The sequence below is a fragment of the Methylobacterium terricola genome, assembly GCF_006151805.1.
Lineage (GTDB): Bacteria > Pseudomonadota > Alphaproteobacteria > Rhizobiales > Beijerinckiaceae > Methylobacterium > Methylobacterium terricola.
The window spans coordinates 473,107-487,683 of record NZ_VDDA01000004.1 but is presented as its reverse complement, the minus strand read 5'-3'; the positions used below and the strand labels follow the sequence as shown (position 1 = coordinate 487,683).

The window sequence follows — 14,577 nt, the reverse complement described above, 5'->3', positions numbered from 1 at the left end:
ATCAGCCCTCCAGCGCGGCGCGAAGGGCCCGGCCGACGCGCTCGGGGCCCGGGAAGTAGGCCCATTCCTGGGCGTGCGGGTAGGGCGTGTCCCAGCCCGCGACCCGGACGATCGGCGCCTCCAGGTGGTAGAAGCAGGATTCCTGCACCAGCGCCGCCAGCTCGGCGCCGAAGCCCGAGGTCAGGGTCGCCTCATGCGCGATGACGCAGCGCCCGGTCTTGCGCACCGAGGCCTCGATCGTCTCCATGTCGAGGGGAAGCAGCGTGCGCAGGTCGATGACCTCCGCGTCGATCCCGGTCTCCGCGGCGGCGGCCTCGGCCACGTGCACGATGGTGCCGTAGGCGAGCACCGTGACGGCCGAGCCCTCGCGCCGGATCGCCGCCTTGCCGAGCGGCACGGTGTAGTGCCCGTCCGGCACCTCGCCGAGGTCGTGGCGGGCCCACGGGGTCACCGGCCGGTCGTGGTGGCCGTCGAACGGGCCGTTATAGAGGCGCTTGGGCTCGAGGAAGATCACCGGGTCGGGATCCTCGATCGCGGCGATCAAGAGGCCCTTGGCGTCGTAGGGGTTCGACGGCACCACGGTCTTGAGGCCGGCGACGTGGGTGAACAGCGCCTCGGGGCTCTGGCTGTGGGTCTGGCCGCCGAAGATGCCGCCTCCCGTCGGCATCCGCACCACCATCGGGGCGGTGAACTGGCCGCCGGAGCGGTAGCGCAGGCGCGCGGCCTCGGACACGATCTGGTCGTAGGCCGGGTACATGTAGTCGGCGAACTGGATCTCGACGCAGGGCTTGAGCCCGTAGGCCGCCATGCCGACGGCGGCGCCGACGATGCCGAGCTCGCTGATCGGCGCGTCGAAGCAGCGGCTCTTGCCGAAGCGGGCCTGGAGCCCCTGAGTGCAGCGGAAGACGCCGCCGAAATAGCCGACATCCTCCCCGAACACGACCACGTTGTCGTCGCGTTCCATCGAAACGGCCATCGCGTCGCGGATGGCCTCGATCATCGTGCGGCGCGGCATCTCAGTACCCCGCCTGCTGGCGCTGGCGGCGCAGGTGGGGGGGCATCTCGGCGAAGACTCCCTCGAACATGTCGCGCGGCGAAGGCTTGCCGCCGGCATGCAGCGTGCCGTGGGTCTCGGCCTCGCGCTGGGCCGCCACCACCTCGTCGAGGATCTCGGCCTCGCCCTGGCGGTGGCGCTCTTCCGACCAGGCGCCGCGGGCGATCAGGTGATCCTTCAGCCGCCGCACCGGATCGCCGAGGGGCCAGGCGTCGAACTCGGTTTTCGGCCGGTAGGCGGAGGGGTCGTCGGAGGTCGAGTGCGCGCCGGCGCGGTACGTGACGTATTCGACGATGGTCGGCCCGAGGTTGCGCCGGGCCCGCTCCACCGCCCATTTCGCCACCGCGTGGACGGCGAGGTAGTCGTTGCCGTCGACGCGCAGAGCCGGGATCCCGAAGCCGTGGCCGCGCGCCGCGAAGGTCGAGGAGCCGCCGCGGGCGAAGCCCTGGAAGGTCGAGATCGCCCACTGATTGTTGACGACGTTGAGCACCACCGGCGCCCGGTAGGTCGAGGCGAAGACGAGGGCGGCGTGGAAGTCCGACTCGGCGGTCGAGCCGTCGCCGATCCAGGCGGCGGCGATCTTGGTGTCGTTCTTGATCGCCGAGGCCATCGCCCAGCCGACCGCCTGGACGTACTGGGTCGCGAGATTGCCGGAGATCGAGAAGAAACCGTGGTCCTTCGCCGAGTACATCACCGGCAATTGCCGGCCGTGCAGCGGATCGGCCTCGTTCGAGTAGATCTGGCACATCATGTCGACGAGCGGGTAGCCGCCGGCGATGAGCAGCCCCGCCTGCCGGTAGGTCGGGAAGTTCATGTCGCCGGGTTCGAGCGCCCGGCGGAAGGCGGTGCTCACCGCCTCCTCACCGAGATGCTGCATGTAGAACGAGGTCTTGCCCTGGCGCTGGGCCATCAGCATGCGGGCATCGAAGGCGCGCAGCTTCATCATGTCGCGAAGCCCGGCGAGCAGCTCGTCGTCGGTGAGCGAGCCGGCCCAGGGGCCGACCGCCTTGCCGTCGGCGTCGAGCACCCGGATCAGCGTGTAGGCGAGGTCGCGGATCTCGGCCGCCGCGACATCGACCTCGGGCCGGCGGACGGCGCCGGCCTCCGGGATGTCGAGATCGGAGAAGCTTGGATTGCCGCCGGGGCGGACGGCCGGCTCGGGGACGTGCAGGCTCAAGGGAGGGGGAGGGCTCACGGGGTCTGGAGGCATGGTTGAGGCCCTTGCGGGAGAGGGAGCGCGGACGGAAAGGATGACTGGCCGATCAGGCAGGAGACGCGCCGACCCGCGCCTCGACATCACAGGAGGCTGTGCGGGGGAGCGTCGGCCGCCGGGAACCCTTCCCCCTCTGCGGGGGAGAGCTCGTGCGCGTCGGTCGTACTCCCGCGCCGCGCAACCTCCCGTGTCGTGTACCGTGGTGCTGCAATCGCGCAGCACGACCTTCGACGGTGCCGCATCGTCTTCGACGAACCGGTATCCGCTTCGTCGGGCAATGCTCTGGATGCCCCTGGCCGAGAGCCATGCGCGTCCTCCCGCGACGCTTGGTTCGACCCGACTGTAGCCCGGTCCGGCCGGATGGTCCTCGCCGATTTTCGCGCGTAAGGAAGGCTTTCGGAGAACGCGCGATGGCATCGAACGGCGATACACCGAACAGGCGTTCTGCGCGGGTGCAGGCCCCCCAGCGGGGGGCGGAGCCGCACCGGCTCGACGAGATCGACCGGAGGATTCTCGGCGCCCTGCGGGCCGACGGGCGACTGACCATCGCGAGCCTGGCCGAGCGGGTCGGCCTGTCGCAATCGCCGTGCTGGACGCGGCTGCGGCGCCTGGAGGAGGCGGGGCTGATCCGCGACTACGTCGCCGTGCTCGACCACCGGGCGCTCGGCATCCCGGACGTGGTCTTCGTCGAGGTGACGCTCGACAAGCACGACGATGCGGTGCTGGAGGCCTTCGGCGCCGAGATCCTGCGCATCCCGGAGGTGCTGGAGGCGCATCTGGTGAGCGGCGAGTACGATTACATGATCAAGGTCGCGGTCAGCGGCACCGCGCATTACGAGCGGTTCCTGCGCGAAAAGCTCTACCGGATCCGCGGCATCCGCCAGTCGCGCTCGGTCTTCGCGCTCCGCACCCTCAAGCAGGAGGTCTCCGTGGATCCGGTGGCGATTGGCCGGCACGGGCCGTAGACCGAAGCGTCAGCGCGGGACATCGCTTCAAGATTTCCGGTTTGTATCTCGAATTCTGCGACGAGGCCGGCTTCATTGCAGCGGACAATCCCCAGCCCTGCTCGTTCAAGTCATCGCAGGCTTGACGCGCTAAAATATTAGTGCACCAATGCCGCGCACGACACGGGCCGCCAGAGCCCGACGCTGGGGCCGCGCGCGGCCGGAACGGGGGAAACATGACGATCACACGCCGCAGCGCGGTCGCCGGGCTGGCCGCCGGGGCGGGGCTGGCCCTCCCGGGCCGGGCCTTCGCGCAGCTCGCCCTGCCCAAATCCCCCGTCGTCGTCACCGTGGTCGACGTGGCCGGCAACCTCGCCCTGACCCAGAAGGCGATCGAGGCCTATCGCCGGGCGCGGCCGGGCATCGTCTCGCGCTTTGCCTTCACCAAGGCCCCGGCGCCGGAGCTGCCCTCGAAGCTCAAGGCGCAGCAGGCCGCCGGCCGGGTCGATATCGACCTCGTGCTCACCGGCACCGACGGCATCGCCGCCGGCATCGAGCAGAAGCTGTGGGTCGACCTGAAATCCCATGCCGGCCAGCTGCCGAAGCCCGCCGACATCTACCAGCCCGCCGCTCTGCGCCTGAACGCCCTCGCCCAGGACCAGGGCCTGTGCGTCGCCTGGTACCCGTCCGGCCCGCTGATCGAGTACATGCCCGAACGGGTGAAGACGGTGCCGAAAACCGCCGACGAGCTGCTGGCCTGGGCGCGCCAGAACAAGGGCAAGTTCATGTATGCCCGCCCGGCGAATTCGGGGCCTGGCCGCACCTGGATCATGGGCCTGCCCTACATCCTCGGCGACAAGGACCCGACCGACCCGGCCAAGGGCTGGGACAAGACCTGGGAGTACCTGACGGCGATCGGCGAGACGGTCGATTACTATCCGGGCGGCACCTCGCAGACGATGAAGGAGCTCGGCGAGGGCAGCCGCGACATCGTGGTCTCGACCACCGGCTGGGACATCAATCCCCGGGTGCTCGGCGTCGTGCCGGCGGAGGCCAAGGTCGGGGCGCTGCAGAACTTCCGCTGGGTGGCCGACGCCCATTACATGGCGGTGCCGAAGGGCGTGCCGGACGAGAAGCTGGCGGTCATCCTCGACCTGATGGCGTTCCTGCTCCAGCCGGCGCAGCAGGCCTATACCTACGACGAGGGCTACTTCTATCCCGGCCCGGCGGTGAAGGGCGTGACCCTCGACATGGCCCCGCCGGAGAGCCGCGCGGCGCTCAAGGAGTTCGGCCGGCCCGAATACGACCGGATGATCGCCGAGACCCCGATCGAGATGCCCCTCGACCCCGACAAGCTGGTGGTGGCCTTCCGCCGCTGGGACGAGCAGGTCGGTTCCGGCAAGAAGCGCTAACACTGCGACGAGTGCCCGGGAAGAGGCGCGACGCGGCAGGGGAGGACAGCGATGGGACGCCAGCACGATGTGCCGCAGAATCTGGCGCCGCAGGATCTGCGCCTGAGCGGCCTGAGCCGCCGGTTCGGCGCGATGACGGCCCTCGACGGGCTCGACCTGACGATCAGGGGGGGTGAGTTCATCGCCCTCCTCGGGCCGTCGGGCTGCGGCAAGTCGACGGCGCTCAACTGCATCGCCGGGCTCCTGCCCCTCACCGGCGGGTCGATCCATCTCGGCGAGCGCCGCATCGACCGGCTGAAGCCCGAGGAGCGCGGCTTCGGGATGGTGTTCCAGAGCTACGCCCTGTTTCCGCACATGAACGTGGCGAAGAATGTCGGCTTCGGCCTCGCCATGCGGGGCATCAAGGGCGCGGAGGCCGCGCGCCGGGTCGACGACGCGCTGGCGCTGGTGCGGCTGCAATCGCAAGCCGCGAAGCTCCCGGGCCAGATGTCCGGCGGCCAGCAGCAGCGCGTCGCCATCGCCCGGGCCATCGTGATCGAGCCGCCGGTGGTGCTGATGGACGAGCCTCTGTCGAATCTCGACGCCAAGCTGCGCCTCGAGATGCGGGCCGAGATCCGCCGCATCCACGACGCGATCGGCTCGACCACGATCTACGTCACCCACGACCAGGACGAGGCCCTGTCGATGGCCGACCGGATCGTCGTGATGCGCGACGGGCGCATCCGCCAGGTCGGCACGCCGGAGGATCTCTACGAGCGCCCCGCCCATCCGGACGTCGCCGACTTCATGGGGTTCCGCAATCGCCTGCGCGGCCGGACGGTCGCGGTCAGCGGCGAGCGGGCCGAGGTCGAGGTCTGCGGTACCCGCCTCGCCGGGACCTTGCGCGAATCCTTGGCACCCGGCGCCCCCGCCGTCGCCTCGATCCGCCCGGAGGACCTGATCCCCGCTGCCGACGGCGTGCCGGCCCGGGTCTCGAGCGTCGAGTATCGCGGCCGGGCCTTCTTCGGCACCGCCCTGGCGGCGGACGGGACCGAATTGTTCTTCCGCTCCGACCGGGCCGTCGCACAGGACGAAGCGGTGCGCCTCGCCGCCGCCTCGCCGCGGGTGCTGGTCTTCCCCGGGGAGGCCGCGTGACCTCGGCCTCGCTCCCCACGGCAGCGCCGGTCCCGTCCCGGACCGAGCGGCCGCCGCTCTCGGTGCGCCTCGCCGCCCGCGGCCTCGACGGCACCACGCTGCTGGTCCTGCCGGCGCTCCTCGCGATCCTCGGGCTGTTCGTCTATCCCTTCGCCTACGGCCTAGTGCTGTCGCTGCAGCCGAAGGCCGGGGCATGGTGGGCGAACTATGCCCGCTTCTTCTCCGATCCGTTCCTCTCCGACACGATCGGCGCTACCCTGCGCCTCGCGCTGCCGGTGACCGTGCTCAACCTCGCGCTGGCGGTGCCGATCGCGCTGCGGGTCCGGCTGATGCGGCGCCAGCGGCTGCTGACCACCATCCTGGTCCTGCCGATCACGCTCGGCACGGTGCTGGTGGCGGAGGGCCTGCTGAATTTCCTCGGGCCGCAGGGCTGGTTCAACCGCTCGCTGGTCTGGCTCGGCGTGATCGCCGGCCCGCTCAAGCTCACCAACAATTACTGGGGCGTGTTCGCCTCGCTGCTCATCACCGGCTTCCCGTTCGCCTTCCTGCTGACCCTGTCCGCGGTCACCGGCATCGATCCGGCCCTGGAGCAGGCGGCAGCGACCCACGGCGCCAATGCCTGGCAGCGCTTCACCCGGGTGATCCTGCCGCTGATCCTGCCGGGGCTCGCCGTCACCTTCTGCCTGTCCTTCGTCCAGGCCTTCTCGGTCTTTCCCTCGGCGGTGCTGCTCGGCGCCCCGGCCGGCGCGACGCGGGTGATCTCGATCGCGGCCTATCAGGCGGCGTTCGAGGAATACGACTACTCGCTCGCCTCGGCGATCGCGATGATCATGGGCGCGGTGCAGCTCGCCATCGTGGCGGCCCTGCTCTGGGCGCGCACGCTCCTCTATACCGGCCCGGTCGGAGGCACCAAGGGATGATCCGCGACACCGGCCTCGGCTCGCGCCTGTGGCGGATGGCGGTCTGGGCCGTCACGCTGCTGTTCTGCCTCAACCTCCTGGCGATGATCGCCGCGGTGGTGCTCAACTCCTTCGCCACGCGCTGGCTCGGCACCTGGCTGCCGCTCGGCTTCACCACCCGCTGGTACGGGTCGGCCTGGGACGAGTTCCAGCTCGGCGAGGTGCTGGTGGTGACGCTCCAGGTCGTGTTCCTCGTGGTGGTCCTGTCCGGGCTCCTCGGCGTCACGGCGGCCTACGCGCTCGCGCGGCGCGACTTTCCGGGCAAGCGGCTGGTGATGCTGGTCTTCCTGCTGCCGCTCCTGGTGCCGCCGATCACCTACGGCATCCCGCTCGCCACGGTACTCTACCAGGCGGGGCTCGCCGGCACGCTGTGGGGCGTGGTGCTGGCCAACCTCGTGCCGAGCGTGCCCTTCGTGGTGCTGGTGATGATCCCGTTCATCGAGCAGATCGACCCGCGGATCGAGGCGGCGGCCCGGGTGTTCGGCGCCGGGACGCGCCAGCTCTTCCTGCGGGTGCTGCTGCCGCTGCTGCTCCCCGGCATCCTGGCGGCTTTGCTGCTGGTGCTGGTGCGCACCATCGCGATGTTCGAACTCACCTTCCTGGTCGCCGGGCCGACGAGCCAGACCCTGGTGGTGGCGCTCTACTACGCGGTCTTCGCCGCCGGCGTCCGGGCCGGGCAGTCGATCGACGCGATGGCGGTGGTCTACATGGCGCTGACGCTGGTCTGGCTGGTGATCGCGCTCCGCGTCGTCAACCCGACGCAGATCGTGGCGCGGGCGAAGCAGCCGGCGGCGCATTGAAGGGCGGGGTGGGTCAGGCCGCCTCGACCACCCGGTTCCGGCCGGCACGCTTGGCGGCGTAGAGCGCCTGGTCGGCCCGGCGCATCACCGTCGAGACGGTGTCGCCGTCCCGGAACTGCGCCACGCCGGCGCTCGCCGTGATGTGGATCGGCTGGTCCATGTGGAGGAGCGGGACGAGCTCGATCGACGCACGGCACAGGTTGGCCAGCATGGCCGCCTCGTCCTGGCGGATCGGCGCCACGATGGCGAATTCCTCGCCGCCGACCCGGTACAGGGAATAGCCCGGAGCGGTCCCGGCGATGACGCGGGCGAGGTGCTTCAGCACCAGATCGCCGACCTCGTGGCCGTGCGTATCGTTGTAGGTCTTGAAGTGATCGACGTCGAACAGGATGACCGTCGTCGGCCGCCCGCTCGTCTCGCCCTCGGCCATGCTGGTGTCGAAGGCGCGGCGGTTGCCGATCTCGGTCAGCGGGTCACGGTAGGCCAGCTGCTTCAGCGTGGCCGCCTGCTGCACGTCGAGGATCGAGGCCCGCATGAACCGCGCCATGCCGGCGAAGATGCCGCCGGCCCCCAGCATGATCGTGGCGGAGACCGCGATGTCCGTGGGCGGAGAGGTGAGGAGGGCGAGCCGTACCGTAAAGGCCGCGTGCAGGATCTCGACGGCGCCGCTCACCGCCGTGACGAGGTACCAGAACAGCCGGAGGGAGGGCGCCTGCACCAGCCGGGTCATGGCGGCGGTCTGGCAGGTCGCGAAGACGGCGCAGCCGAGGGACAGCGCGTAGAGACTCACTGCGTATGCCTGCACGGCATCCATCACACCGACCTTTCGCGACGACGGCGACGATGCGCCGACATGGCGAAAATTCCCCTAACGGAATGATAAATTATCCCGATCGTCTTGGATGCAAGATGGAGAGTCTCCGACGAGACCCGGCTGACGTGAGCCTACCTCCGAGAAGATCGAAGGCACAACCATAAGGCGTCTCATGTCGCACGGTTGAGCGCTAAATTGCAGAAAATATACCTATGACTTCCGGGGGCGCGAAATCCCGCCGCCGGCCTTGCGCAGGCATCCGGGGCCGGAGCGCGCGCCCGGCCCCTCATCCCTTGAACCGCCACACCCCCGTCCGCTTGATCTCCGAATCCTCCAGCGCCCGGGTCACCGGCACCGCGTAGGTGGCAAGGGACTCCAGCCGGTCCTTCGGCAGGTAGGCCCGGCCGGGATCGCCCAGCAGCACCCGCGCGCCTCGGGCGTGGAGTCCCGCCAGCCAGTCGCCGACCTTCGCGGCGAGGTCGCGCTCGTAGAAGATGTCGGCGGCGAGCACGCAATCCCAGCCCTCGTCGCGGCCGATCAGGTCGGCGCCCGTCGCGGTGATCCGGTCCGCGACGCCGTTCTCCGCCGCATTGAGGCCGATCGCCGCCAGCGCGAAGGGGTCGAGGTCGCTCGCCTCGATCACGGCCGCGCCGGCCATCGCCGCCGCGATGGCGACGAGGCCCGAGCCGGAGGCGAAGTCGAGCACCCGGGCGCCGGCCACCGTCTCCGGATGCTCCATCACGTAGGCCGCCAGGGCCTGGCCACCGGCCCAGGCGAAGGCCCAGAAGGGCGGCGGCAGGCCGATCTCGCCGAGCTCCTCCTCGGTGCGGCCCCACAATTCCGTCGCCTCGTCGGCGACGTGCAGGCGGATCGCCGGGGCGTGCGGCACCGGGCGCAGGGCGGTGTGGGCGCGGATGAAGGCGGCCGGATCCATCAGGCGAGCTCCGCGTAGAGCCGGAGCACGCGGTCCGTCACCGCCGCCTCGGTGAAGCCGCCCGTGACGATGCGGGCCCGCGCCGCCGCGCCCATCCGGTCGACCAGGGCCGGATCGGCGGCGAGGCGCGACATGGCGGCGGCGAGCGCCCCGGGATCGTCCGGCGGGACGATCAATCCCTCGATCCCGTCCCGCACCAGGGTCCGGCAGCCCGGCACGTCCGTCGTCAGAACAGCCCGGCCGCTTGCCGCGGCCTCGAGCAGCGCGCGCGGCAATCCCTCGCCGCCGCGCGAGGGCAGGCAGGCGACGTGGGCTCGGGCCAGCGCCCCGGCGACGTCGCCGGTGGCTCCGTGCCAGGTGATTCCGTCCCGCGACCAGTCCCGCAGGGTGGCCTCCGGGATCGCGCGGCGGTTCGAGGGATCGGGTGCGCCGTAGAGCGCCAGTTCCAGATCCGCGCCCCCGGCCCGCGCGCGGCGCGCTGCCTCGACCGCGGTATCGATCCCCTTCGACCACAGCATCCGGGCGGTCAGCGCGATCCTGAGGGGAGGGTGGGGCGGCAGCGGCGCGGGCGCCCACACCTCCGGGTCGATGCCGGCGCCGCCGACCACCGTGACGCGCGGGCCGTCCGGGTCGAGCCCGAGCAGCCGCGCATCGTCCGGGTTCTCGAACAGGTAACGGGTGCGCGCCGTCTCCAGCGGTCCGCGGATCAAGAGGCGCAGGGCGGCGCGGGCGAGGCGCCCGGTCCGGTCCTGGCGGGCGCCGATCAGCCCGAGGCCGGTCAGCGCGTAGACCCGCGACGGGATGCCGGCGAGCGTCGCCGCCGCGCCGCCGACCAGGATGCCGCGCAACGCGATGCAGTGGACGATGTCGGCCTTCAGCGCCTTCAGGATCGCCGCGAGCTGGCCGGCGGCGTAGCCCGCCGCCATCGGGTTCAGGCTCGATCGCTCGGCCTCCAGCTCCACCACCCGGGCGCCGGTCGCCGCGATGACGTCCCGGTGGGCCCGCACCCGGGTGACGACCGAGACCCGGTGGCCGGCCGCCACGGCGGCGCGGGCCATCGGCAGGAAGTGCGAGGCGAAGAACCAGTCCTCGGTGACCACGAAGGCGACGTGCGCCCGCTCACCCGCTTCCGCCGCGTCCTGTGGCTCCACCCGGTCCCCTCCCGCTCCGTCCCGCCCTCCCTAACCCGCGCCGCGGCGCGGGGATACGCCCTCATACCCCGCGCCGGTAGGAACCGGCGCGGCCGGGCGCCGGTTGATCACGACCTGAACCCGGTGAGGTGGGAAGCCCATGCTGTCGGATCCCGAGATGGCGGAATCGGCCGCCGAGGATCGCGTCGACACCCGCGACGCCGCCCGCGAGGCGGGTCTGCGCTACGTCAGCGACGAGGAGGCGGGCATCCGCCGCAAGCGCAACGGCCGCGGCTTCACCTATGTCGACGCGACCGGCGCCAGGATCCGGGACGAGGGAACCCTCGCGCGGATCAAGGCGCTGGCGATCCCGCCGGCCTATACCGACGTGTGGATCTGCCGCCACGCCAACGGCCACATCCAGGCGACCGGCCGCGACGCGCGAGGCCGCAAGCAGTACCGCTATCATCCCGAGTTCCGCCAGGCCCGGGAGAGCACCAAGTTCGCCCACATGATGAGCTTCGCCGAGGTGCTGCCCGGCCTCCGCGCGACGGTCGAGGCGCATATGGGCCGGCGCGGCCTGCCGCGCGAGAAGGTGCTGGCGACGGTGGTGCACCTGCTCGAGACCACCCTGATCCGGGTCGGCAACGACGACTACGCCAAGCAGAACAAGAGCTACGGCCTCACCACCCTGCGCGACCCGCATGTCCGGATCGACGGCAAGGAGCTGAGGTTCCGCTTCAAGGGCAAGAGCAACAAGGTCTGGGAGCTCGCGGTCCACGACCGCCGGGTGGCCAAGATCGTCAAGGCCTGCCAGGACCTGCCCGGCCAGGAGCTGTTCCAGTATCTCGACGAGGACGGGGTGCAGCGCGACGTGACCTCGGCCGACGTGAACGCGTATCTGCGCGAGATCACCGGGCGCGACATCACCGCCAAGGATTTCCGCACGTGGTCCGGCACGGTGCTGGCCGCGATGGCGCTGCGCGAGTTCGAGACCTTCGACACCCAGGCGGTGGCCAAGCGCAACGTGCGCGCGGCCATCGAGCGGGTGGCCGAGCGGCTCGGCAACACGCCGACGATCTGCCGCAAGTGTTACGTCCACCCGGAGATCCTGGGCTGCTACCTCGAGGGCGAGCTGCTCATCCAGGTCAAGGAGGAGGTGCAGGCGGCGCTCCGCGAGAACATCGCCCGCCTGCGTCCGGAGGAGACGGCGGTGCTCGGCCTGCTCCAGGGCCGACTCGCCCGGATCGAGCAGGAGGCGAAGGCGGCGCCGCGGCGGGCGCGCAGCAAGACGGCGGCGACCAAGGAGGGGCGGGCCAAGGAGAGTTCTGCCAAGGAAAGTTCTGCCAAGCAGAGTCCTGCCAAGCAGAGTTCGGCGACGGGCCGCTCGATCAAGGGCAGCGCCCGAACTGGCAAGGGGTCCCGGACGGGCAAGGCGGCGGCCCGCAAGGCCGCCTGATGTCCAAATAAATCAACTTGGCGGTCCATGGCGGACCGCCCGATCCCGCGCCGCCCCTCAATGAGGGACGGCGCGGTGCGCCTCGTGGTTGGCCCGCCGCAGCGGCCGGGCCTCGCCCTCGAGCACCGGGGCGAGCCCGATCTGCCGGGCGAGCTGCACCAGATCCTTGAGCCGGCCGGTCTTGGTCTTGCGCCGCAGGTTGAGCCGGTGGGTCTCGACGGTGCGGACGCTGACCGTGAGGCGGCGGGCCACCTCCTTGTTGCTGAAGCCGGCGCTGAGGAAGCGCAGCACCTCGGCCTCGCGCGGGGTGAGGCCCAGGCTCTCGGCCGCCACCGCCTCGGGGGCCACGGCCTCCGCGTCGCCCTCGTTCAGGGGCAGGCCGCGGGCGAGCGCCAGGATCGTCGCGCAGATGTCCTGGGGCGGGGCGCAGCGGGCCACGAAGGCATCGGCCCCGGCGCCGGCGAAGCGGCCGAGCTCCGCCGCCTCGGCGGCCTGGAACGCCACCAGGATGCGCGCCTCCGGCGCCCGCTCGCGCAGGGCGGCGAGATCCGCCGGGCCGAATTCCGGCGCGAAGGCCAGGACCACGCACGGCGTGCCTGACTCGTCCAGCTCCTCCTCGCCCACGGTCCGCAGGGCCGGGGCGTGCTCCAGCGTCGCCCGAAAGGCGGCGCCGAGATCTGCCGGCTCGTTGATGATCAGAACCTTGACGGCGTCACTCATGCCGTTTGCCTCCGTCCCAGCGCGATACAGGCGCCTTGCCTACGGAGGAGACTGATCAAGCCCTGTTCCACTTGGCCGGACTTGCGCCGATCCGGACGGGATCGGCGACCGGTCGGCGGCGCCCCCGAGGGGAGGAGTGCCTAGGTAGACCGACTCCGCGGCGGGATGTCGCGGTCACGGGGCTCGCGGAGGCGCGGGGCCGTTAAGATCGGGCCCGTCGGCGCGGGCCAGTTTGGAACGTGGCCCTCGGTATTTTCCCGCATTGGGTCAAGCCGGGACGGGGCGTTCCAGGAACAGGCTGACCGGCAGGTCGCGGTAGGGTGGGAACGGCCCGCGCGGCGTGAAGCCTGCCCGGCGATAGAGCGCCTGCGCCGCCCGGTTCTCGATGCCGACCTCCAGCACGATCGCCCGGGCGCCGAGCCGGCGCGCCAGCGCCTCGGCGCCCCGCACCAGGGCGGACCCGACGCCGCGGCCCCGCGCATCGGCCGTGACGATCAGGCGCTTCAGCTCGACCTCGCCGTCGCCGCGCTCGATGATAGCGCAGAGGCCGAGCGCCGCGCCGTCGCCGCGCGCCACGAGGACATGGATGCCCGGCGCGGCCAGGCTGCCGGGCGTGATCGGCCGGCGCGGCTCCCCCGGATAGAGCCGCGCCGCGACCGCCGCCGCCTCGGCCAGCAGCCCGGTCACGTCGTCCTGGAGGGACGTCTCCACCCCGATGTTCGCCGCCTTGGCCATGGCGGGAGGTTAGCCGGTGGGAAGGCCGCCCGGAAGAGGTGGCGGGACGGCCGCCGTCATGCCGGCCCGGGGCGCAGCACCGTCAGGCGGAACGGCCCGCCATGGCCGGCGGCATGCGCGACCGCCTCGTTCGCCGCCGCGAGGGGGAATTCCGCGACCGCGTAATCCTCCAGGCGCAGCAGCCCGGCGCGGATGAGGCCGGCCAGGCGAGCCACCGCGTCCGGCGGGTACATCCATTTCCCCCGCACCGTGACGTCGTTGCGCATGATCCAGGGATAGGGCAGCGCGAGGTCGTCGCCGCCGAGCATGCCGACGCCGCCCATGAGCACCACCTGTCCGCCGGGCCGCACGCTCATCACGGCGGCGCGCACGACCGGGGATCCGACCGAGGGCGGCAGGGTGTCGAGCACGCAGTCGATCGGGCCGGGCGCGGCTGCCCTCATGCGGGCGCGGTCGGTCTCCTCGTCGCCGGTCAAGGTCACCGGGCGGATCCGGTCGCCGAAGCGGCGGACGAGATCGGCGAGCACGGCCCGGTTGCGGCCCGGGGCGACGATGCAGGCCGCCCCCATGGCGAGGCCGACCGCGACGGCGGCGCTGCCGAAATGGCCGGTCGCGCCGCTCACCAGCAGCGTCTCGCCGGCCCGGAGATCCGCGGCGAGGAGGCCGCCATAGGGCACGAGCAGGGTGGTGAGCGCACACCAGGGCCCGGCCTCCGCCTCGGTGATCGGGCCGATCCGGATCGCGTTCTCGGTCGGCACCCGCAGCTGCTCGGCGAAGCCCCCGTGGCGGTGGTACTGCTGGAGCCTCTGCCCGCCGTCGCCCCGCGCGCTCCAGCCCTGGAGCACGATGTCGGGCATGCGCGCGTCGTCGCGGGAGCGCACGGTCGGGTCGCAGAACACCCAGTCGCCGGCCTGCAGCACCGTCGCGTCCGGTCCGACCGTGCGCACCCGCCCGATCGCTCCGCAACCGGGGATGACGGGCGGTGGCAGGAGGTAGCGGCGGGCGCCGGAGAAGACCTCGTCGGCGTAGGCCAGGACCGGGGCGGCCGCGACGTCGACGATGACCTCGCCGGTTCCGATCACCGGGTCCGGCACCTCCTCGACGACGAGCGGCGACCCGAACGCCTTGAGCACGGCAGCTTTCATCTCACGCGTCTCCTCGTCGCGACGGGAGCAGGGTCGCGACGGGAGCAGGATGACGGTCGTGCGGGAGGCGGGAAGGACTGGTATGATCCTGGGATGGGGCAGGCCTACCCACCTGCCCGTTCTC

General features: G+C 71.5%; 14 protein-coding genes. 6 read left to right on the top strand and 8 right to left on the bottom strand.

Going from position 1 to position 14,577, the window contains the following annotated elements; translation table 11 throughout:
• Position 1 precedes the first annotated feature (1 nt).
• Positions 2-1,015 carry an alpha-ketoacid dehydrogenase subunit beta gene (locus FF100_RS12760; protein WP_139036049.1) on the bottom strand — a complete coding sequence of 338 codons (1,014 nt, stop codon included), beginning with the start codon at positions 1,013-1,015 and terminating at the stop codon, positions 2-4.
• 1 nt (position 1,016) lies between these two features.
• Entirely contained in the window at positions 1,017-2,264 is a 1,248-nt protein-coding gene (locus FF100_RS12755) for a 3-methyl-2-oxobutanoate dehydrogenase (2-methylpropanoyl-transferring) subunit alpha (protein ID WP_139036048.1), read from the bottom strand.
• Between the two features lie 455 nt (positions 2,265-2,719).
• On the opposite strand from FF100_RS12755, the gene FF100_RS12750 reads away from it, so the two are divergent.
• The 5 genes from FF100_RS12750 to FF100_RS12730 all read left to right on the top strand — a co-directional run bounded on the left by FF100_RS12750 (position 2,720) and on the right by FF100_RS12730 (position 7,516).
• Positions 2,720-3,232 (top strand): Lrp/AsnC family transcriptional regulator, encoded by a 513-nt coding sequence (locus FF100_RS12750; protein ID WP_246102048.1) that lies wholly within the window; start codon positions 2,720-2,722, stop codon positions 3,230-3,232.
• Positions 3,233-3,447: 215 nt separating this feature from the next.
• The gene (locus FF100_RS12745; RefSeq protein WP_139036046.1) at positions 3,448-4,623 is read left to right on the top strand and encodes an ABC transporter substrate-binding protein; all 1,176 of its coding nucleotides are present in this window, start codon (positions 3,448-3,450) and stop codon (positions 4,621-4,623) included.
• Positions 4,624-4,674: 51 nt separating this feature from the next.
• Positions 4,675-5,757, top strand: coding sequence for an ABC transporter ATP-binding protein (locus tag FF100_RS12740; protein ID WP_139036045.1), 1,083 nt, complete (start codon positions 4,675-4,677; stop codon positions 5,755-5,757).
• Positions 5,754-6,677: an ABC transporter permease gene (locus FF100_RS12735; RefSeq protein ID WP_425463304.1), complete on the top strand. Its 924-nt coding sequence runs from the start codon at positions 5,754-5,756 to the stop codon at positions 6,675-6,677. The genes FF100_RS12740 and FF100_RS12735 overlap by 4 nt, the downstream gene beginning before the upstream one ends.
• A complete protein-coding gene (locus FF100_RS12730) occupies positions 6,674-7,516 on the top strand; it encodes an ABC transporter permease (RefSeq protein ID WP_139036044.1) in 843 nt (280 codons plus the stop codon). The genes FF100_RS12735 and FF100_RS12730 overlap by 4 nt, the downstream gene beginning before the upstream one ends.
• A gap of 13 nt (positions 7,517-7,529) precedes the next feature.
• On the opposite strand, the gene FF100_RS12725 is transcribed toward FF100_RS12730, so the two are convergent.
• The 3 genes from FF100_RS12725 to FF100_RS12715 all read right to left on the bottom strand — a co-directional run bounded on the left by FF100_RS12725 (position 7,530) and on the right by FF100_RS12715 (position 10,415).
• On the bottom strand, positions 7,530-8,321 hold the full coding sequence (locus FF100_RS12725) for a GGDEF domain-containing protein (RefSeq protein WP_171070140.1): 792 nt from the start codon (positions 8,319-8,321) through the stop codon (positions 7,530-7,532).
• Positions 8,322-8,616: 295 nt separating this feature from the next.
• Positions 8,617-9,264, bottom strand: a complete 648-nt coding sequence (locus tag FF100_RS12720) for a class I SAM-dependent methyltransferase (protein ID WP_139036042.1) — start codon at positions 9,262-9,264, stop codon at positions 8,617-8,619.
• Complete coding sequence (locus tag FF100_RS12715) at positions 9,264-10,415, bottom strand: glycosyltransferase family 4 protein (RefSeq protein ID WP_139036041.1); 1,152 nt, start codon at positions 10,413-10,415, stop codon at positions 9,264-9,266. Before FF100_RS12715 ends, FF100_RS12720 begins: the two co-directional genes overlap by 1 nt.
• Positions 10,416-10,554: 139 nt before the next feature.
• Between FF100_RS12715 and FF100_RS12710 the strand changes: the two genes are divergently transcribed.
• Entirely contained in the window at positions 10,555-11,853 is a 1,299-nt protein-coding gene (locus FF100_RS12710) for a DNA topoisomerase IB (protein WP_139036040.1), read from the top strand.
• A gap of 57 nt (positions 11,854-11,910) precedes the next feature.
• On the opposite strand, the gene FF100_RS12705 is transcribed toward FF100_RS12710, so the two are convergent.
• The 3 genes from FF100_RS12705 to FF100_RS12695 all read right to left on the bottom strand — a co-directional run bounded on the left by FF100_RS12705 (position 11,911) and on the right by FF100_RS12695 (position 14,453).
• On the bottom strand, positions 11,911-12,573 hold the full coding sequence (locus FF100_RS12705; protein ID WP_139036039.1) for a response regulator transcription factor: 663 nt from the start codon (positions 12,571-12,573) through the stop codon (positions 11,911-11,913).
• 267 nt (positions 12,574-12,840) lie between these two features.
• Positions 12,841-13,308, bottom strand: a complete 468-nt coding sequence (locus tag FF100_RS12700) for a GNAT family N-acetyltransferase (protein ID WP_139036038.1) — start codon at positions 13,306-13,308, stop codon at positions 12,841-12,843.
• Between the two features lie 56 nt (positions 13,309-13,364).
• Positions 13,365-14,453: a quinone oxidoreductase family protein gene (locus FF100_RS12695; RefSeq protein WP_139036037.1), complete on the bottom strand. Its 1,089-nt coding sequence runs from the start codon at positions 14,451-14,453 to the stop codon at positions 13,365-13,367.
• Positions 14,454-14,577 lie beyond the last annotated feature (124 nt).

Coding starts and splice junctions, on each gene's coding strand:
- FF100_RS12705 (WP_139036039.1), bottom strand. CDS start 12,573: ATGAGTGACGCCGTCAAGGTTCTGATCATCAACGAGCCGGCAGATCTC.
- FF100_RS12755 (WP_139036048.1), bottom strand. CDS start 2,264: ATGCCTCCAGACCCCGTGAGCCCTCCCCCTCCCTTGAGCCTGCACGTC.
- FF100_RS12720 (WP_139036042.1), bottom strand. CDS start 9,264: ATGGATCCGGCCGCCTTCATCCGCGCCCACACCGCCCTGCGCCCGGTG.
- FF100_RS12695 (WP_139036037.1), bottom strand. CDS start 14,453: ATGAAAGCTGCCGTGCTCAAGGCGTTCGGGTCGCCGCTCGTCGTCGAG.
- FF100_RS12730 (WP_139036044.1), top strand. CDS start 6,674: ATGATCCGCGACACCGGCCTCGGCTCGCGCCTGTGGCGGATGGCGGTC.
- FF100_RS12740 (WP_139036045.1), top strand. CDS start 4,675: ATGGGACGCCAGCACGATGTGCCGCAGAATCTGGCGCCGCAGGATCTG.
- FF100_RS12700 (WP_139036038.1), bottom strand. CDS start 13,308: ATGGCCAAGGCGGCGAACATCGGGGTGGAGACGTCCCTCCAGGACGAC.
- FF100_RS12710 (WP_139036040.1), top strand. CDS start 10,555: ATGCTGTCGGATCCCGAGATGGCGGAATCGGCCGCCGAGGATCGCGTC.
- FF100_RS12760 (WP_139036049.1), bottom strand. CDS start 1,015: ATGCCGCGCCGCACGATGATCGAGGCCATCCGCGACGCGATGGCCGTT.
- FF100_RS12745 (WP_139036046.1), top strand. CDS start 3,448: ATGACGATCACACGCCGCAGCGCGGTCGCCGGGCTGGCCGCCGGGGCG.